Source organism: Xylella taiwanensis, assembly GCF_013177435.1.
In the GTDB taxonomy this organism is placed as follows: Bacteria; Pseudomonadota; Gammaproteobacteria; order Xanthomonadales; family Xanthomonadaceae; genus Xylella; species Xylella taiwanensis.
In genome coordinates, this window is record NZ_CP053627.1 from 1962576 (window position 1) to 1981776 (window position 19201).

Genomic DNA, 19201 nt, shown 5'->3' on the forward strand with positions numbered 1-19201 from the left:
CCACAACACATCGTTCTGTTCCTGCTTATCACCTCTCATATCGGCACCTCATCGGAACACTGAAAGATCGTTCTCACGAACTCATTCAGAAAAAAAGATGGAAGCAGGCACACCCGGAAACAGCAAACACACCACAATGCAAAACGTAAAAACAGCAAGATCCCACACATCTTCCGGCTTCACAGACGACCAAGAATCACCAGAGATATTCTTGAAAAGGGCAGCAAACTTGACTTAAAGCATTCACGCATTGCAGTCACACGCATCTAGATGTGAGTGATTAAGCGATTCATTCAACACATACAGCATTCAAATATCCTAATAACTCATTATTTAGAACGATTTAGCACACCTACGCTCACCGGAAACACACCCACTTTTTCCGCAAGAAACTTCCAATGCACCCCAAAAACTTCCAAGATCAGCTCAAGACCATGCCACAACCGGCGAACGAAACTCGAGGCTTCGTGTTCAACCACACCATGCTGCGAGTCAAAAACATCACCACATCTCTCGATTTCTATACTCGTATCCTCGGCTTCCGCCTGATCGATACACGCCATTTCCCCGAAGCACAGTTCAGCCTGTACTTCCTTGCACTGTTACCAGATACGGTACACGTCTCTGACAATGACACCCAACGCCGACTATGGATGTCCAGTATTCCTGGGGTACTTGAATTGACCCACAACCACGGCACCGAAACCCAACAAGGCCAGATCTACCACGACGGTAACAGCGATCCGCGCGGCTTCGGCCACATCTGCATTTCTGTGCCACATCTCCACAACGCCTGCGCCCGTTTCGATGCGCTGCAAGTGCCTTATCAAAAACGCCTGACCGATGGCCGTATGCAAGACATCGCCTTCATCAAAGATCCGGATGGCTACTGGATAGAAATCATCTCCAACACACCACTGCCATAATCACATCGTACCCAACCACACTGGCAGGATTGACAGCCGTACACCCGCGCTCATCCCAAACATCGCACCAGACACGCCCTCACCTGCCCTTCTAACGTTCATCCAACCAAAGAGGCTCGCTGAATTCCCAGGGCACCTCAGCCCTTTGCTAACCCCTTGATGGACCCATCCACGATGCGGAACTCACCACGTGCAATCGTGCTCATACTTTTATTTTTTGCAGTGACGGTCTCACTACAAACCGTATCTGCACTGACAGACAATAATGCAACACATGGTACTTAGCATGCCGTTTGGCAGCGTCGCATCCATACGAAGACCTGTACCAAATCACACCTAGCATAGCTTTCATGGATCAGCACATCACGGAGCTGGATCTGTTGAGGAATCGGATAAAAACACCACCCTCCCGATGACATCACCTTCTGGCATCGCTACACCCAACCATCACATAAACAACACTCATCACATCGCTATCATCCTTGCCCATACTTCAAGTCCAACGACAACACAGCGCCTCGAAATCTAGGCGCATGTGTCATTTATCCCAAGCCAGGCAAGTTCAGGGTTGGGATGCTTTGATCAAGAGGCAACGTATGGTGTTCTACCAGTTGCACGATGGCATACCCGGCTTACCCGCCCACGCACGCTTGCCATTCAAACCACACGGACCAGCATGAGATCAACCCCCCATACCGGATGACGGCCATGCCGCCCGCGGCGGCTGATCCCCAGACTGTGAAGGCTCAATTGGCGTCGGCAACACGCGGAAAATCAACGATGGCAACAATGTCGTAAACGCTGCATACAACAGCAACGCCCCAAACAATACCTCTGGAATCGCAAAACGATCACGCAAAATACCAGCTAATACCAATGTAAAGATCAGTGTCGGTACCAATGCCAAAGACACTCGTAAACTGGAGCGGAAGTCCTCACCGAACATGACGCGCCGTTGCACCCAGATCACCGCAATACGCAGCGGTAACACCACCATTGTGATCAAGATACCCAGCCCCAATGCCTCAAAACTCAGTGCATCGGGCGACACATTGGTGCCGGCCCTGAAAAAATAGAATGGTACGAAGAATGAAGCAAACAGGCGCACCGCATTCAAATTTTCCTCCGAAGCCAAATGCGGCATACGCTGATGCAGCAAACGCGCAATCAACCCAGTAATGAATGCACCCACCAAGTAATAAACACCAATTTTGTAGGTTGCATAAGCCGCGATCATGCCAACCATGACCAGCAACGAAAACTCCGAGCCTGGCGCTTGCGGCACCACCCAGCGATCCAAAGCCACAAACAACAACGGCAAACCAACCAACAACACCGCCAACACACCGCTGGACAACGCCATTTGCCATGGGTCGGAGGCCTGCAGAACGAAGAACAACACTGTCAAAGCCAGCAGCTCGCTGGCAATGGCCTTGTTCACCACCCAGAAACGCTCGTGCTCGTTCAAGCCCAAACGCCCGATTGAATCGATGATAAAACCAGGCGATGGGGTCAACAGCGCTAACGCCAGCAACCCAGCGACCTGCCAGGTCAACCCCACGTAGCGCCACACCAACCAGCCCAAACAGAACAGCACCACGCTATAAATCAGCAAATGCGCCACCAACGGCCATAGCCCGCGCCGCAATGCCTGCAGATCCACCTCCAACCCGGCAAACAAAAACAACGAAGAAATCCCCAGTGTACTCAGCAGGACGATCACATCATCATGTGGCCGCCCCCCCATGACCAGCATCGTGCCAACTCCAAACAACAGGCACGTCAGCGGCGCAGGAATCTTAAAGCGCTGCAATGCACGCGGGATCACCAACAGGGCAAAAATCAAGATTAAATAGATCAATTCACGGTTCATCGGTAACGTCATGTTCGTCAGCATCCAAAGTAGGTATCACCGATGAGTCATCGGTACTGCGCCCTCATGGCACCATCCATAAAACCTCAATCGCACATCGGCATAGGCTTGAATAAGCGCAGCAACATGATCCTGGGTCCCAGTCCTGGAAAACGGATTCTAAAGAAAAATATAAATAACCACAGCAAATGCATTTGACACTTTTTATTTATTTATTTTTTATTTCTTTATTGATGTTCCGGTAAATCAGGCAACCACCATATACGGTAGGGATATCGCGCAATCAAAGTACCCGTCGGCGAAAAAAGACCTTCAGCAATCCCAATCCACATTAATTTCCTCCTTGCAGATATCGGACACAAGCCAGCATCAAAATAACCAATACGAGCGATTACGCACGATGACAACATCCCCAAGCTGCAACAATCCATGACGCTATCAACGTGACAGATGAACGTCTCTGCGCAACCACGGCGAATACCGCATCGTGATGTATCGTCCACCGACACAACACATATTGCGGCAGCAACACGACATCACGATGCAGGGACATACTGTCCAAACACAGCAACTCGAAACTAACATTTCACTTGGCATGACCGATTCAAGCCGTGCTAGCCCCTCACCACTGGCACCGCCGCAGATGTACGCCGATCTCACACACACAATCAAAGTACCGTAAACATCACCATCACATTGGACTCGTCAAAGAAGAACGACTCCATCACACCGCATCTTGACCGCCGTGCTTGTATCCCCGGTTCTCTTGTTGCCTACCTACTCCATGAAGTACTTACTGACTGCACCTACGCATACACCTGAGCGGACCTCTACTCGCTGGGAATCCTGACTCCACCCACGTCACACAGGAACCAAGCGATCCGCCGCCGCACATCCATTGATGTCATCAATGATTGAGTGTGCGGACAGCATCGCCATTGCGTGCATCCCACTCACAGGTCGATTGCAACATCTCCTCCTCCAGCATCACTGCACTCGCATGACCTATCCGGGACAATACCCAGAATCGGACGCAACGCCTGACCCGCCGTTATCCAGCAACCAACCTGAAGCACGACAAAGACTCATGCAACACGCCCCGGGGACCACAAACACCATGACACACCACACGCATACGGCCATGACCCGATATCGGTCACAGACACAAATGCCCTTGTGCCATGCCCCGGCAGAACACCATGCAAATTGATAGCACCCGGCTCATCAAACATAGCAAGACGTCGAACGCTTACGCATCACGATGAGAAAGTAATCGCCCATATCGCGCAGCAATGGCCACGTGCCAATCCGATCATCCAACCACCCCAAGGACTTACCCAAAACGGGATAGTGCTGGTACACATCCACTAAATAAGGAGGCGGCAAAAACACACTCAGTGGACGGTAATACTCCAAGGAGAAATAAGCCGCGAACGCCTGATAAAACTCACGCGGCAGATACCGCCGAATCCAGAGCGTATTAGCGTTCACATGCATCGCCGTCGCACCGCACGCAAGACGCATACCGGCACGCATGAGACGACCACGCAGCGTAGCGTCGCTCATCTCCCAGGGGCAAATACGGCCGATCACCGCAAACACCAGACAACCATCGCTGCGCAACAAACGTGCACATTCGACAGCAACCGCCGGCAAATTCGCACTATGGTTCAGCGATCCGAAATTGGAATAGATACCATCGAACTCGCCACGCAGCTGGTCGATATGCTCAATCCCGACAGCGACGGCGCGTAACCGAGCGTCTAAACCGGCTTCCTGCGCACGCTGGCGGGTGCGTGCGACCATCGCAGCAGACCCATCGGTCGCCAACACGCGATAACCGTGTTGTGCAAACGCCTGTGCATCCAAACCGGTACCACACCCCAAGTCAATGAGGCGTGCGCCGACTGACAACTCAACAGCAACAGCCTCCCTCAGTGAGGCACGCATGCGCTGGATCAGCACATTGTGACCGCACGACCCATCCTCCTTGGCCGCCACACTGTCAAAAGTACGCTGAACCTGGAATGGCAATGCCGGATCGAACGCCGCAGCCGTACTGCACGCGGTGAAATCTGGCAACGCTGCATCGCGGCGCTCACATTCACCCTGTCCATCCATGTCGATGATGTCCATTTGTACCAACACTCCCGGGATGCATCCCGTCTTGGATCACTACGTAAGTACCAATCCAAACACGGTTGGTTAAACAGATAACATCCCAGCGTTCGAAAAAACTGATTCACCTCACGCTGCAACTGCCTTGGAGCTGCACTGAAATTGTCTTACAGACAGCACCTCGACCCCACTCATCTCGTACAACATTCAAACGCACCGTATGCGCCGTTCGACACAGCGCTAGTTCTGCTTGCTTTCTTGACGACCGCAAGCAACAACGCTTTGATGAATCAATCAAATGAGGATAACCATGACGAGAAAAAACACCCCACAATGCAAGCTGACAGCTCTCAAAGGATTACCGGAAGTGGTGAAGTAAACGCTACAACAAGCGCCTTCAATGGAGCCACTGAGCTCGGTATCGACAACATGACGAGGATACGTACTGTTATCTTGGCGCTTAGCACTGCTAACATTTACAAGTGCATACCACGCCATGCAGACCATCATGTTGCACAGGACGTATACCGTAAAAGACAGCCACCAAGGATCAGATGTACCTGAAACTCACCATCATCCATTGGACACAGCAGTAGTGCCACTGCGATATCAAAATGAAAAATGCGACCTGTAAATTCAGATCATACGTGAGTTCATCAAACACTCTGTTTTACGAATATCATCTCGACCACTTACCAATTCCTTTCCCATCACTTACAACCTGTTTGGCTTTTTAATATGATCACGCTGTATCTGCAAAAGGATGCCATTGCATTGATGCGTGCTGCATATTATGTCACTCACCATCTGCAAGACGAGTACTCCATCTTCCAGATGGCACATCAAAAGATATTATTTTATATAAGAGTTATTCTTTACTGTATTTAAAACATCAGAAACATTATTATCAAATAAAGGCTTTACTCACTAGGTATGAGTAGTACCCTCATGAAAATGAAATGAATTCAGGCCAAGCAGGGGATGTTCGTTTTCAATCCTAACCAGCCAGGGCCCCTCGATTTGCAACAACAAAATCATCATCTCTACACATGACTCTCAACACCTCCAATGAGCCAGCCACCGAAGATTGCTTTGCAGGATGTTCCTGAATTTTTAAACCTCTCCTTCCCACGAATACGCGGAGCAAAAGTAACATGAGTACGCCAATATCCTTGTAGATTCATCAAGCAGTGGACCGCTGTCATCAACACTTGATTGCTGGTAACACTTTGAGCCGTGGAAGCATCATCTTTGTGGGAATCGGCATCTTCCATCCAGAAAGGACGCAGGAACGCCGGCTGTAGTATTCATGGCTGGAAAAGAGTCACCCTCATTCTCTCCATCCATATTAGGAAATGCTTCTGTGACTATTGATTTTTGTTTTTTGTTATTCCGCAGAGCACTTTTGAATTTTTCTTCAGCTTGGATTCTGGATCATTGCTCTTCCGATATGATTGACCCGGGCATCGGTGTAGCAGCACGCATTCTTTCATCAGTCCAATACTCTTCAGCAGCTTCGCTCTCAGCAACACAATAGGGGCCATCGATAGCAATGGGTATGAAAAAATAATGAAAGTGAGGTTAATTTGATAACATTCACAATTCTATACTCCATTGCATTTGAAGATGCACCAAAGATCATGAATGAACCCTATGACTTAAATGTGAAATAAATATATCAATCGATGAATATGAGACAGCATCGCAACAGCTACTGTGATATTCAAAAAAACATCCGATTTGAGACATCGTATTTACTCGTAAAAATCGTGCAATAGCATTGAGACGCCCTCCAAATCATATCCTTCGTTTTCACTCCCCATGATGACTTCACCGCCACACTTGGCGATGCCTGTATTTTCCTGGCCAAGCAAAGCGTGACCACGTACGCTCCATTGAAACGCACCCGATCAAGATACAGGCCATATGGTTGCCCCAGATTCAAAAAGAAAGCTGGCCAGCACAGAAATCATCCAACACGCTGAGTAAAGTGAAGCACTCATCGGCCACAGCACCTCCTGGCGTGGTGGTCGCATGCCAATACAACCTTCCACTGGGATCACGTCACATACGCATGGCCTACTCGATCAAGCCGCACCCGACACACCTTACTGGAACAGTCGCAACGATCGCCGTGACACACGAGTGATGACGTTATATTGACATGACACGTTAAAACATACGCGCCCCCGCACAGCCGTACACCATGGCGTTTAGCCCGCCCCCCGGCGCCATGACTCAGGAGCAGCCAAGCAGCAGTGCGACACCCCCCAAGGCATCTGACTGCAGTGTATTGGCTGACCGCGCTCCACCTGGTCCTGGTGACCGGGTTGATCCTGAGAGAATTAAAGAGATAGACGGCCGCGCGGTCCGTTAAGGCTGATCAAGGGGCGTGACATCGGTGCCGCTGTCCCTGAATCGCCTACACCCCTGCGAGGCACCGATCCTGGAACTCAAGCAATCAAGCACATCCAGCTTCCCATATCGTGCTGTACACATTAATAGCGTTCATGCCGCTGCTTGGCTGAGATCTGAACAATGCATGCGACAAAACCGTACGCCGGTACAAGCTTTTCCATAATTTGTACCGGTCACGCTGGCCTTCGGCCTGACTGACAGTTTGAGCACAATGCACATCGATACCACCCGCGATCCTGGTTGATCTGAGGTCGCTGTATGTTGCAGCAACGCTTTGGCACCGCGCACCGTTCCCAGCAGCCACCCCACCTTTTTCCATACGTGCTGCCTGACACACAGATCATCGTGAGCAACCCACACACTCAAGCAATGTCGACCTGGGCCAAGGCCTGCCTACCCATTGCCAGACATCAAAAACATATCTTGCCGCCGGGTAGCGTCAACATCCGCACCCGCCATCGCTACATCATTCACCTACCAACACGCTTGGACTAAACACAGCAGATCGATCTGCGACCACGGCTTGCACCCAAAGGAGGCATCCCACCCAATGCACCCTATCCCGCATCGGATTTCAGACATGAGGAGCCTCTCGATCAACCTGTACCCGGTATCACTCTGTCAAGAAGAGCGTTGGACATCGATTGTCAACATACATCTGTCTGCAATCTGATTTCGTTCCATACATTCGATGGTTGCACCGACGACGTGTCCGGTAACCGTCCATTCACAAATACAGGTGACATCAACCAAATGCTAAGCCTATACAACAGAGCTCGTATGACTGCATGTTCATGAGCAAAGCACCCTGAAGCTGGAACCTTCCTCAAGTACCTGTCACAGAAGGCGATGCATGGCATGAACATGGAATACAGCAACCTGCTCCATCATCTCCTTAGACCCGATGCATGTGACACCGCCATCCAGGGTACGGTCACCGACATAAGGTTACTTTTACAACCTAAGTGGCGTGAAAGAACTCCTTTTCTGTATACAAAATCCGTTGCTAGACTGCAATCACCCGTCCAAGGATCAGGATAAGTCCGCCCACAGATAACTACACATCACACAGATCCTGACCTCCTCATATTCTCCAACGACTTTGCACATTCGTCCTGCCACCGTTGTGGATCCGACTACCGTTACGACCTTTACCCATGCACACTTTTTCTGGTATTGGCTACGCGGTGCCAGACACGGGATGACCCGCATACACGCTGGCTCCCGCCTCGCAATGCGCTCCATGTCCCGCTGCATCAGATGGACATTAAGCATCCCCCTGTTGATGACCTGGCAGGCATGGGCAGCAAACATCAGTGGCGAGCTCGGTCTCACCACCCAAGTCATCGACCGGGGCATTCCGAGCACGCTTCACACTCCCATTCTACAAAGCAATCTGACTTGGTTACCTACCCCCGGCTGGGCATTGAGCGCATCCAGCAGCATCCTGGTACGCCAACCGGACCATTTGGCCCTCATCAACGCTGAACTGACACGCTATTGGTCACCCACAGATGATTGGCAACTGCAAACCAGCGTTCTCTATTACGGCTATCCGGGCAACCGCTTCTTCAAACGCTTCAACCGCATTGAAACCAGTGCTGGGATCAGCTACCGCGACATCGTCACCTTCAGCGTGGCCGCATTTCGTCTCACCGAAAAAAACAAGGGCACCTGGTATGCAGCCGCCGACCTTAGTCTGCGCCAGCCGCTATCGGCCAGCGTCTCTCTGACCACCGGCATTGGTGTCAGCCAAAGACCAACCACGTTCTATTTCGGCGATACTTGGACACCACCACACCCTTATTACTACGGTCACGCCGGCCTGATATGGACTCATAACACATGGACCATTCAGTTCACGCACTTGTTGAGCAGCACCAACTCGCCTGCTCACCAAAGAAATGCTGCAATCTCTCCATGGATCGCGACTCTGTCACACAGTTTCTGAGCCACGACAACCTTTCATATCCTCATCCGGCACTTATCGTAGTCCCCCACGCTGCTTTCTTATCCCATGACCACAACTCCCCTGGATGACGTGACCGATCGCATGTTGCTCCGGCGCATGACGTCTGGCGATCGTGACGCACTGGCCACGCTTTATCGCAGCTACCACGGTCGGCTTTGCCGCTTCCTATCGCGCGTGACCCGGCGCCCGGATGTCATCGAAGAAACGATCAATGACTGTTTCTGGATCGTTTGGCAGAAAGCCAGTGACTTTCGCGGCGACTCACGGGTCTCAACTTGGATCATGGGCATCGCGTACCGCTGCACTTTGAAAACGCTACGTCAGCATGGCCCTCTTCCTGTCGAGGACGAGGTCTTTAAAGAATCGCTCAGCGCCAGCGTCGATCCGGACGAAGATCGAGAACTGCGTGACTGGCTCGGCAAGGGCTTGGCACGGCTATCACCAGACCAACGCTTGGTGGTTGAACTGGTATACGGGCTAGGACACAAACTTGAAGAAGCAGCCGTCATCATGCAGTGCCCGTTGGGCACGATCAAAGCCCGGCTGTTCCACGCACGTATCAAACTACGCAACATACTGCCACCACTGGCAGGACATAGGTACACCTTCAAGGAGAATGCGTCATGAAGACATTCTCGACGGAGCCCGGCCAGGATTGCCTGAAAGCCTGGGCGCTCATGCCGACAATGCTACAAAATAGAATCACCGAAGCAGAAAAGAATTGGCTGACAACACATCTTGCCCAATGCGAGTCATGCAATGCTGATTTCGAGCAGCAACACCGATTACACCTGGCGTTGTCTCTCCCCACAGATGTCCAGATCGATGCTGAAGCCGGACTGCACTCCCTGATGCAACGGATCGACATGCTACCCACTGATCTGAAACAGGCACGCCAAAACTCGGGAGGTTGGACGATTCAGGCACTCGCAGCCGTCATCGTCATCCAGGCCATGGGTTTGGGTATGCTCGGGTTACACCTGTTCTCGCAGGAGCAAACACCCGACAGATACCGCACCCTCAGCGACGCACCAGTGGCTACTCAGGCAGCGGTCAGCGGGACGATCAAAGTCCTCCCCGACGCGCACATAACTCTCGCTGACTGGGACACGCTTTTGCACAGTCTGCAACTTCGTACGGTCAACGGTCCCAACAACGTCGGGGCCTACACCGTCGCTCCAAGGGACACCACATACCAAGGCACACTCCAGCAAACAGTACAGACACTACGCACCAAACCGGGCATCCGCTTGGCAGAACCTGCATCCACACCATGAAATTCACCTTCGCCTGTGTCCTGACCGTCCTGCTCGCCCTAAGCGCTTGCGTGCATCAGATGCCATTATCCGCATCGGCGGAACATGTTCCAACAGCAGACACCATGCCGGACAGTGCCAACCTGGACAGTCAGCGCGACATCATTCTGGCGGTGGCTAATCCAGTGACATCGCCATCACGGCACGCCGCGTCCAACCTGATAGGTTACAGCGGCGCGGTACGTTATGGTGTTGGACAGTACGCCGCCGCCACCATAGACGCACTGAAGCAACACTATGGTCTTCATGAACTCGCCGCATGGCCGATCAACACATTGAGACTGTACTGTGCGGTACTGGAACCGTCACCAGGCATCTCCCGCACACACCTTCTGGAAACCTTGGCGGCGGACAAGCGAGTGGTGCTGGCACAGCCACTACAAGATTTTTCGGTGTACGCCACAGATAAACACACGTCCACGACAGCGAAGGCTGCCACAGCAGGAGTGCATTACAACGACCCCTACGTGGACCTGCAACACGGTTTTGTCGGCACAGATGCAGCCATCGCACAGATGGATACCCAGGGTCAGGGCATGAACATCGCTATCGTCGACACCAATGTGGACACCTCACATCCAGAACTACAAGGTCGCATCCGCGAGATCCACAACATGGTTGGTGCCACGCCAACCGCCATAGCACCCGGGGCTCACGGCACTGAAATCGCAGGCATCATTGCGGCCAACGGCAACAACTACCAAGGGTTCGTCGGCATGGCACCCAAGGCCATGCTCAGTGTGTACACATCCTGCTGGTATCCGCCAATGCCACAAGCAACAGCGCACTGTAATTCATTCACTCTGGCCAAGGCGTTAGCCGCCATCCACGACAGTTCCGCGCGCATTATCAACCTCAGTCTCGGCGGTCCGGCCGATCCACTGTTATACAAGATGCTCAGCCAATTGCTGAGCGAAAATCGTATTGTGCTCGCCGCAATGCCTCCGAACGGGCACATGGACGGTTTCCCAAGCAATACTCCGGGCGTGATCGTGGTCCGCAGCAGCAACAGCACCCCAGCACCACCGGGCGTCATCAGTGCGCCGGGCAATGACATCCTGACCACCCAACCCAAAGGCGGTTACGACTTTGTCTCCGGTTCTTCGATGGCCGCAGCGCATGTCAGCGGCATTGTTGCGCTGCTGATGTCACTGTCGCCACATCTGAGCACGCACGCACTCCAAGACCTGCTGCTACGTACCAGCCGCGTCTCCGACGGTATGCTACAAGTCAATGCCGCAGCAGCCATTAACGCCATCGCTCCCTCAAAGAACGCACGCTCATCCCCAACGGTCAAGTAAATTCTCCCATCATTTGCAAATACTGAACACACTGCCGAAACGCTACCATGCTGGCAGCGCGCACCCTGAACATGGCTGCACAGCCTGGATACTGGACCGCTGTTGGAGATATCGGACGACCGGGCAAGATGGCATCTACCACATCCCTGTTCATCGACGTGCTTCATGCCCAGATGCATGATGGTTATCTACGGCATGATGAGTACACCTTTCTCATCAACCAAGTTTGACAAATCACTTAAAACTTAAGGTACTGGTCCGGTGCTCTTGTCGCGAACCTATGCACTTGGCGACTATCGTCGTTTATCTGGATGGATGAGACGCACTCAACATTTGACCCGGCAGGCCCAATGTCCAGTGACATCACTCACATACCGCACTTAAAAAGCAACACGCAACCTCACACCTATCCCGCACTTCTACCACCAACACACGCAATCTCCCTTCACATACCCTCTCCTGACTCTAAATGTGTAGTCACTCAAGGTAAAACCGCGGTACTCCTGCAATGTGATCGGTAAAGCGGGTGCAATCACACCAGCAACGATGATTAAGCACGCATCAATGGAAACGCTTACCGAGCGTGCACATGCATTCTCAGAACAAGCGCAACACACCGATGACACACACTCAATGTGCATTAATCCCAGCGCCCTTACGGTTAAGCACTCTCAGATCACTTGAGTTCATAGCATCCTTCAAAAAGGAATATCGTCGTCAGCGAAATCGTCTATCGGCGGTGGCGCAGATTGCGGCGACGGCGGTGGCTGACGACGTGGGGCGTACTCCTGACGCTGGGATGCTTGGCGCGGCGGGCGCTCACTGCCCATGCCCCCACCACCATCACCACGGCCACCCAGCATTTGCATCTCGTCAGCAACGATCTCGGTGATGTAGCGCTCCTGGCCGTCCTGGCCAGTGAACTTGTCGTACCGAATGCTACCCTCGATATAGCACTGCGACCCCTTACGCAGATATTCCCCGGCAATGTCGCCAAGTTTTCCGAAAAACTTGACCCGGTGCCACTCGGTCCGTTCCTGGGTATTGCCATCCCTATCCTTGCGCACACTGGTTGTCGCCAAGCTGATGGTGGTGACCGTCATACCACCTTGGGTGTATTTGGTATCCGGATCATTACCGAGGTTACCGACGAGGATCACTTTGTTGATGCCACGGGCCATTGAATATTCCACTGTCGTTTACCCGCCCTAAAGCGGCCGGGCAAATTTTTTTAAAGGGATAGCACGGATTCTACACCCCCTGACAACGTCGGATATCTGGAAGTACATGACGAGCCACAAGTAAAAGCATCGCCTATCTATCAGGAAACTCACCCACAAGTAAATCTCAACAGATGTAATACCACTTTCCGAGCGGATCACGTAGAGCCGCCTATAATTCGTGCAACACGCACCTCCTATTCCACAATGAGCATTGCCACCACTCTCCGTACTGCCTTGAACCTTCCCCAGATTCAATCCTTCGCAGCACCAGACATGGCTGCAATTGATGCGCTGATCCGCGACCGCCTTGCCTCGGACATTGTCCTGATCAACCAAATCGCCGATCACATTATCTCTGCAGGTGGCAAACGCCTACGTCCGATGTTGGTGATGTTGGCCGGCCACGCCATCGGCGACACAGGTCCTCACCACCATCAGCTGGCAGTCATCATTGAATTCATCCACACCGCCACCCTGCTGCATGACGACGTCGTTGACGAATCAGAACTACGCCGCGGTCGCAGTACCGCAAACGCACTGTGGGGCAACGCACCAAGCATTTTGGTTGGGGATTTTCTATATTCGCGCAGCTTCCAACTGATGGCCGAGTTGGCCAACCTGGACGTGATGCAGATATTGGCTGAAACCACCAACCGCATCTCCGAAGGGGAGGTGCTGCAGTTGTTGCATGTACACAACCCGGATACCGACGAAATCACCTACCTACACGTGGTTGAACGCAAGACCGCGGTATTGTTCGCTGCCGCAGCACGGCTCGGAGCACTCGCATCCCATGCCGATACGGATACGCAGGCACGACTTTACAAATACGGCTTGCAATTAGGCTACGCATTTCAAATCACCGACGATGTGCTCGACTACACCGCCGACGATCGCTATCTGGGTAAGCATCTCGGTGACGACCTTGCCGAGGGCAAAGCCACATTGCCAGTGATCCATGCGATGACACACTCAGACGCAGTCACACGCGAACGTTTACGCATGATCATCAGCAAAGGTGATAACAATGCAATGCCAGAGATACTGAGCGCAATCCGCGCCACTGGCAGTTTAGACTACAGTCGGCAACGCGCCGGTGCATATGCCGACGCCGCCGAACGCGCGCTGGACGGCCTACCCGAGACCACTGGAGTTGCCGCGTTACGCGGCTTGGCCCGCTACGCCATCGAACGGACCTACTGAGGCACTTCTACTGATAACACTGGATTGGGGTCACTCACACAAAAAGAGGCATATATCGCGTTTTCAAAGAAGAAATATTCGACTTGGCCAGATACTTTTAAATGCGGGCCGTTTGCCTCCCACGTCAGGTCACCGTTAAAAATGTATGCTGCCATGAATCCGGTTTTCGTTCTCAATACAAGCATTCACATCTCATCCTGAACAAAGTGCAGGAAGCACTCTCATCCTGCAACACCCTGGCCATCGGCCATTGACGACTGCAACCATCTGCTGCCGCAACGTAATACCGAATGCAAGACGCTGGTGAATTCACACCTAAAAAACCCACCCTGCGGATCGTCAAGACAGTGCATAGGAGATAGAGCGATGCAGCTGTGCTGCCACGGCCACCCAGCTCAGACGACTGGTTCCTCAATCGAGTTTTGGCTCAAGTCCTCGCCTTGCCTTGACTCGCACCAACGATCACCACGGGTCATTGCAACCGACGATCTTTATAAGTGCCGTCCTGGAACGAGGTTCCCGCGAGCGTTCGTATTACAGCCATACTGGCAAAACACACGCACGCACGGTGCCGACGCCCTCCATGAACGACTCCAACAGGTGATCCGTGCCCGTTTCACAACCATGCGTTCCAACACAGACTGACCACAGCCCAAGCAACCCAACCCGGCAGCGACGCACTCCACAGCTGCGACGCCATGTCGCAGCCAACCAACAACAATTTTGGCTTCAGATCATGATACGCAGCTTTCTCTGGAGCGCCGCAAAGCATAGAATTCGTGATGCCGATCCGAGTCCGATCCCACTGCAGGTCATACCGCAGACTGCCATGTGAGCAGGTCCAAATCGCACTCCGGGCTGCAATCGACGCTTCCTCGCCATTGGATTGACCGATGATTTCCTCGAAACAGACGGGACAGTTACTCCACCTAGGGCTGCTGTTGCCGCTCCTACTGATGCTGACGGGTTGCGACTGGGCCATCCTGAACCCCAAGGGCCAGATTGGCCAGGACCAAAAGACGCTGCTGATAACGGCCGTAGTACTGATGCTACTGGTCGTCCTCCCAGTGATCGTGATGACCTTCACCTTCGCCTGGAAATACCGCGCTTCCAATACCAAAGCGCGCTACGAACCCGAATGGGCACACTCCACGGCAATCGAGGTGGTGGTGTGGTCGATTCCATGCTTGATCATCCTGGTACTGGCCGTACTGACCTGGCGCTCCTCGCATGCACTGGATCCCTACAAACCACTGCAATCCGATGTTAAGCCGCTCACCATCGAAGTCGTGGCGATGGATTGGAAGTGGGGGATGATCTATCCGCAGCAGGATATCGCCACGGTCAATGAGATCGCGATTCCAGTCAACACCCCTGTGAATTTCAAAATTACCTCCGATACGGTGATGAACTCGTTTTTCATCCCGCAATTGGGTTCACAGATTTACGCGATGGCCGGCATGCAAACCAAGCTGCATCTCATCGCCAATGAAACAGGAACATTCCGCGGCATCTCCGCCAACTACAGTGGCCACGGTTTCTCTAAAATGAACTTTGTGGTCCATGTGCTCCCCGACCAGGCCGCATTCGACGCCTGGGTGGCCAAGGTCAAAACCTCGCCGCGACGGCTGCAGCAGGACGAATACCAAGCACTGGCAGACGATCGCAACGACAAAAGCAATTATCCGGTCACCTACTACTCGTCAGTAGAGAACGGCCTGTTCAAGTCACTGCTCGATAAACACATGATGGGCCATGGCCACCATGCCGACGGTGAGGATAAACCACCGTTATCGATGGAAGATCCGATGGCCATGCGCACTTCTGGAGACAAATAATGTTAGGCAAGCTTTCATGGGAGGCGATCCCACACGATCCAATCATTTTGACTGCAGTCGGGGGGGGCAGCCTCGCCATCCTGGCCGTGATGGGTGCGATCACCTATTTCAAAAAATGGGGCTACTTGTGGCACGAATGGCTGACCTCGGTCGACCACAAAAAAATCGGTGTGATGTATATCGTGGTGGCGCTGGTGATGTTGTTGCGCGGCTTCGCCGACGCGATATTCATGCGTACCCAGTTGGCCATCGCACATAGCGGTCATGAAGGTATTTTTCCACCGCACCACTACGACCAGATATTTACCGCACACGGCGTGATCATGATCTTCTTCATGGCCATGCCATTTATGACCGGCCTCCTCAATCTGATCGTACCGCTGCAAATTGGTGCACGCGACGTCGCCTACCCGTTTCTTAACTCTCTCAGCTTCTGGCTGTTTGTAGCCGGCGCCGCACTCATCAACATTTCACTGGCAGTCGGTGAATTTGCACAGACGGGCTGGCTGGCTTATCCGCCACTGTCAGGATTGGAATATAGCCCTGGCGTTGGCGTGGACTACTACATCTGGGCGCTGCAAATTTCCGGGTTGGGTACTTTGCTGACCGGCATCAATTTCCTGGTCACCATCATGAGGATGCGCGCTCCAGGTATGACGCTGATGCGTATGCCGGTCTTTACCTGGACCGCACTCATCACGAACATCCTGATTATTGCCGCATTCCCGGTGTTGACCGTCACGTTGGCATTATTGGGTGCTGACCGTTACCTCGGTACACACTTTTTCACCAACGACGGCGGCGGCAACGCCATGATGTATGTCAACCTGATCTGGATCTGGGGCCACCCCGAGGTGTACATCCTGGTCCTGCCAGCATTCGGCATCTTCTCCGAATTGGTCGCCACCTACTGCCGCAAGAAGCTGTTTGGCTACACTTCAATGGTCTACGCAACCGCAGCCATCGGCGTGTTGTCATTTATTGTCTGGCTTCACCACTTTTTTACGATGGGTTCTGGCGCGAACGTCAATGCCTTCTTCGGCATCACGACGATGATCATCTCGATTCCAACCGGCGTGAAGATGTTCAATTGGCTGTTCACGATGTTTCGTGGCCGGGTGCACTTCAGTGCGCCAATCTACTGGACCATTGGTTTCATGATCACCTTCAGCATCGGTGGTATGACAGGTGTCATGTTGGCCATCCCGGCGGTGGACTTCGTGCTGCATAACAGCCTGTTCTTGATTGCGCATTTCCATAACACCATCATCGGCGGTGTCGTGTTCGGTTACTTGGCCGGACTGACGTATTGGTTCCCGAAAGCATTTGGCTTCAAACTCAACGAAGCACTGGGCAAGGCATCTTTTGCCTGCTGGATCGTCGGTTTCTTCATCGCTTTCATGCCGCTCTATGCACTCGGTTTCATGGGCATGACCCGTCGTCTGAACAGCTACAACAACCCGCAGTGGGAGCCTTGGCTGCTGGTGGCGCTTGGCGGTGCCGTGATTATCGGTATCGGTATTTTCTTGAATCTGCTGCAACTCGGTTACAGCGTCTGGACGCACAAGCAGAACCGTGACTTGACCGGCGACCCATGGGACGGACGCACGTTGGAGTGGTCAACCTCCTCGCCACCGCCGTTCTACAACTTTGCCCACGTGCCCCATGTGGACAGCCTGGATCAGTTCTGGGAAGACAAACGACGTGGCAAAGCCTGGATAAAACCAGACAAATACGAGGATATCCACATGCCACGCAACACCGCAGCGGGCTTCTGGATAGGTGCCTTCAGCATCGTGCTGGGCTTCGGTCTGACTTGGCATATCTGGTGGATGGCGATGATCGGTCTACTTGGCATGATCGGCAGCTTCCTTGCCCGCACATTCGATAACGACATCGATTACTGGGTGCCTGCTGCGGAAGTTGCGCGTATCGAGAACGAACGCTTCGCCCTGCTGGAAACACAACAGACAGCACACGCTGCGAAGGCTGTATAACGATGACCATGTCCACAAAGATCGATACACATCGCGCCGTTCACGCAGGTCATCACAGCGATCACGCGCACCACGACAGTGGAGGCAACACCGTCTTCGGGTTTTGGGTATACCTGATGAGCGACTGCCTCATCTTTGCCGGCTTGTTCGCCACCTACGCGGTGCTGGTCGGTGCAACGGTGGATGGGCCGACAGCCAAAGAACTGTTCGATCTGAAGTTCGTGCTGGTGGAAACCTTCCTGCTGCTGTTCAGCAGCCTGACATTCGGCTTGGCCATGATCGCGGCGCATAAACGCCACATGCCTGCGCTATATGGCTGGCTCATGATCACAGCCCTGTTCGGCCTTGGCTTCCTCGGCATGGAACTCTATGAGTTTCACCATCTGATCCAAGAGGGAGCAGGCCCAGGACGCAGCGCCTTCCTATCAGCATTTTTTACCCTGGTCGGTACCCACGGCCTACACGTCGCTACAGGCTTGCTATGGATGCTGGTGCTCGTGATCCAGATTGTTAAAAACGGGCTGACCGCACGCAACAGTACTCGCTTGGCATGTTTGAGCCTGTTCTGGCACTTCCTGGATATCATCTGGATCGGTGTCTTTACCATCGTCTATCTGCTAGGAGCGCTGTAATGTCTCATCACCCCGATCACTCCAGCGAACATGCCACACCAAGCAATAGCACGCACCTGAAGCCCTACCTCATCGGCTTTGTGCTAGCAGTGATTTTGACTGCCATTCCATTCGCGATAGTGATGAATGGCGTGTTCTCTAAGGGCATGACTGTCACTGTGATTTCAGTCTTGGCGGCGGCGCAAATGCTGGTGCATCTCGTGTACTTTCTACACATGGACCGTTCACAGGAACAACGCTCTAACGTCCAAGTGGCTCTGTTCTCAGTGCTGATCATTGGCATCGTTGTCATCGGTTCACTGTGGGTGATGCACAACCTCAACGTGCACATGATGTATTGAACCTCACGTACCACATACTAAAAGGCCGCAGGTGATCCGCGGC

At 52.8% G+C, this 19201-nt stretch carries 17 protein-coding genes; 14 read left to right on the top strand and 3 right to left on the bottom strand.

Annotated elements, in window-relative coordinates; translation table 11 throughout:
* Positions 1 to 398 precede the first annotated feature (398 nt).
* Complete coding sequence (gene gloA / locus PLS229_RS08440) at positions 399 to 926, top strand: lactoylglutathione lyase (protein WP_051482336.1); 528 nt, start codon at positions 399 to 401, stop codon at positions 924 to 926.
* A 682-nt stretch (positions 927 to 1608) separates the two neighbouring features.
* Here gloA and PLS229_RS08445 read toward each other — a convergent pair.
* Both PLS229_RS08445 and PLS229_RS08450 read right to left on the bottom strand, forming a co-directional pair.
* Complete coding sequence (locus PLS229_RS08445; protein ID WP_038271467.1) at positions 1609 to 2811, bottom strand: cation:proton antiporter; 1203 nt, start codon at positions 2809 to 2811, stop codon at positions 1609 to 1611.
* A gap of 1212 nt (positions 2812 to 4023) precedes the next feature.
* Entirely contained in the window at positions 4024 to 4935 is a 912-nt protein-coding gene (locus PLS229_RS08450; protein ID WP_038271469.1) for a class I SAM-dependent methyltransferase, read from the bottom strand.
* A 315-nt stretch (positions 4936 to 5250) separates the two neighbouring features.
* Between PLS229_RS08450 and PLS229_RS08455 the strand changes: the two genes are divergently transcribed.
* The 8 genes from PLS229_RS08455 (at position 5251) to PLS229_RS08490 (ending at position 12154) form a co-directional block, all read left to right on the top strand.
* Positions 5251 to 5481: a type II toxin-antitoxin system MqsR family toxin gene (locus tag PLS229_RS08455; protein ID WP_230428292.1), complete on the top strand. Its 231-nt coding sequence runs from the start codon at positions 5251 to 5253 to the stop codon at positions 5479 to 5481.
* 1642 nt (positions 5482 to 7123) lie between these two features.
* Positions 7124 to 7294, top strand: coding sequence for a hypothetical protein (locus PLS229_RS08460; protein ID WP_160165189.1), 171 nt, complete (start codon positions 7124 to 7126; stop codon positions 7292 to 7294).
* Positions 7295 to 7593: 299 nt separating this feature from the next.
* Positions 7594 to 7830 (top strand): hypothetical protein, encoded by a 237-nt coding sequence (locus tag PLS229_RS08465; RefSeq protein WP_038271471.1) that lies wholly within the window; start codon positions 7594 to 7596, stop codon positions 7828 to 7830.
* A gap of 790 nt (positions 7831 to 8620) precedes the next feature.
* Entirely contained in the window at positions 8621 to 9286 is a 666-nt protein-coding gene (locus PLS229_RS08470) for a TorF family putative porin (RefSeq protein ID WP_051482337.1), read from the top strand.
* A 66-nt stretch (positions 9287 to 9352) separates the two neighbouring features.
* On the top strand, positions 9353 to 9934 hold the full coding sequence (locus PLS229_RS08475) for an RNA polymerase sigma factor (protein WP_038271473.1): 582 nt from the start codon (positions 9353 to 9355) through the stop codon (positions 9932 to 9934).
* Positions 9931 to 10584 carry an anti-sigma factor gene (locus PLS229_RS08480; protein ID WP_038271474.1) on the top strand — a complete coding sequence of 218 codons (654 nt, stop codon included), beginning with the start codon at positions 9931 to 9933 and terminating at the stop codon, positions 10582 to 10584. The genes PLS229_RS08475 and PLS229_RS08480 overlap by 4 nt, the downstream gene beginning before the upstream one ends.
* Entirely contained in the window at positions 10581 to 11924 is a 1344-nt protein-coding gene (locus tag PLS229_RS08485) for a S8 family serine peptidase (RefSeq protein ID WP_038271479.1), read from the top strand. Before PLS229_RS08480 ends, PLS229_RS08485 begins: the two co-directional genes overlap by 4 nt.
* Before the next feature lie 47 nt (positions 11925 to 11971).
* On the top strand, positions 11972 to 12154 hold the full coding sequence (locus tag PLS229_RS08490) for a hypothetical protein (RefSeq protein WP_038271481.1): 183 nt from the start codon (positions 11972 to 11974) through the stop codon (positions 12152 to 12154).
* A 468-nt stretch (positions 12155 to 12622) separates the two neighbouring features.
* On the opposite strand, the gene PLS229_RS08495 is transcribed toward PLS229_RS08490, so the two are convergent.
* Positions 12623 to 13105, bottom strand: a complete 483-nt coding sequence (locus PLS229_RS08495; protein ID WP_038271482.1) for a single-stranded DNA-binding protein — start codon at positions 13103 to 13105, stop codon at positions 12623 to 12625.
* Between the two features lie 246 nt (positions 13106 to 13351).
* Here PLS229_RS08495 and PLS229_RS08500 point away from each other — a divergent pair, with 246 nt between their 5' ends.
* The 5 genes from PLS229_RS08500 (at position 13352) to cyoD (ending at position 19158) form a co-directional block, all read left to right on the top strand.
* Positions 13352 to 14350 (top strand): polyprenyl synthetase family protein, encoded by a 999-nt coding sequence (locus tag PLS229_RS08500; protein ID WP_038271484.1) that lies wholly within the window; start codon positions 13352 to 13354, stop codon positions 14348 to 14350.
* An 893-nt stretch (positions 14351 to 15243) separates the two neighbouring features.
* On the top strand, positions 15244 to 16188 hold the full coding sequence (gene cyoA, locus PLS229_RS08505) for a ubiquinol oxidase subunit II (protein WP_038271486.1): 945 nt from the start codon (positions 15244 to 15246) through the stop codon (positions 16186 to 16188).
* On the top strand, positions 16188 to 18185 hold the full coding sequence (gene cyoB, locus PLS229_RS08510; protein WP_038271488.1) for a cytochrome o ubiquinol oxidase subunit I: 1998 nt from the start codon (positions 16188 to 16190) through the stop codon (positions 18183 to 18185). Before cyoA ends, cyoB begins: the two co-directional genes overlap by 1 nt.
* Complete coding sequence (gene cyoC / locus PLS229_RS08515) at positions 18182 to 18817, top strand: cytochrome o ubiquinol oxidase subunit III (RefSeq protein ID WP_171898089.1); 636 nt, start codon at positions 18182 to 18184, stop codon at positions 18815 to 18817. Before cyoB ends, cyoC begins: the two co-directional genes overlap by 4 nt.
* A complete protein-coding gene (cyoD, locus tag PLS229_RS08520; RefSeq protein WP_038271490.1) occupies positions 18817 to 19158 on the top strand; it encodes a cytochrome o ubiquinol oxidase subunit IV in 342 nt (113 codons plus the stop codon). The genes cyoC and cyoD overlap by 1 nt, the downstream gene beginning before the upstream one ends.
* Positions 19159 to 19201: the final 43 nt, after the last annotated feature.

Coding starts and splice junctions, on each gene's coding strand:
- gloA (WP_051482336.1), top strand. CDS start 399: ATGCACCCCAAAAACTTCCAAGATCAGCTCAAGACCATGCCACAACCG.
- PLS229_RS08445 (WP_038271467.1), bottom strand. CDS start 2,811: ATGACGTTACCGATGAACCGTGAATTGATCTATTTAATCTTGATTTTT.
- PLS229_RS08450 (WP_038271469.1), bottom strand. CDS start 4,935: ATGGACATCATCGACATGGATGGACAGGGTGAATGTGAGCGCCGCGAT.
- PLS229_RS08455 (WP_230428292.1), top strand. CDS start 5,251: ATGCAAGCTGACAGCTCTCAAAGGATTACCGGAAGTGGTGAAGTAAAC.
- PLS229_RS08460 (WP_160165189.1), top strand. CDS start 7,124: ATGGCGTTTAGCCCGCCCCCCGGCGCCATGACTCAGGAGCAGCCAAGC.
- PLS229_RS08465 (WP_038271471.1), top strand. CDS start 7,594: ATGTTGCAGCAACGCTTTGGCACCGCGCACCGTTCCCAGCAGCCACCC.
- PLS229_RS08470 (WP_051482337.1), top strand. CDS start 8,621: ATGACCTGGCAGGCATGGGCAGCAAACATCAGTGGCGAGCTCGGTCTC.
- PLS229_RS08475 (WP_038271473.1), top strand. CDS start 9,353: ATGACCACAACTCCCCTGGATGACGTGACCGATCGCATGTTGCTCCGG.
- PLS229_RS08480 (WP_038271474.1), top strand. CDS start 9,931: ATGAAGACATTCTCGACGGAGCCCGGCCAGGATTGCCTGAAAGCCTGG.
- PLS229_RS08485 (WP_038271479.1), top strand. CDS start 10,581: ATGAAATTCACCTTCGCCTGTGTCCTGACCGTCCTGCTCGCCCTAAGC.
- PLS229_RS08490 (WP_038271481.1), top strand. CDS start 11,972: ATGCTGGCAGCGCGCACCCTGAACATGGCTGCACAGCCTGGATACTGG.
- PLS229_RS08495 (WP_038271482.1), bottom strand. CDS start 13,105: ATGGCCCGTGGCATCAACAAAGTGATCCTCGTCGGTAACCTCGGTAAT.
- PLS229_RS08500 (WP_038271484.1), top strand. CDS start 13,352: ATGAGCATTGCCACCACTCTCCGTACTGCCTTGAACCTTCCCCAGATT.
- cyoA (WP_038271486.1), top strand. CDS start 15,244: ATGATTTCCTCGAAACAGACGGGACAGTTACTCCACCTAGGGCTGCTG.
- cyoB (WP_038271488.1), top strand. CDS start 16,188: ATGTTAGGCAAGCTTTCATGGGAGGCGATCCCACACGATCCAATCATT.
- cyoD (WP_038271490.1), top strand. CDS start 18,817: ATGTCTCATCACCCCGATCACTCCAGCGAACATGCCACACCAAGCAAT.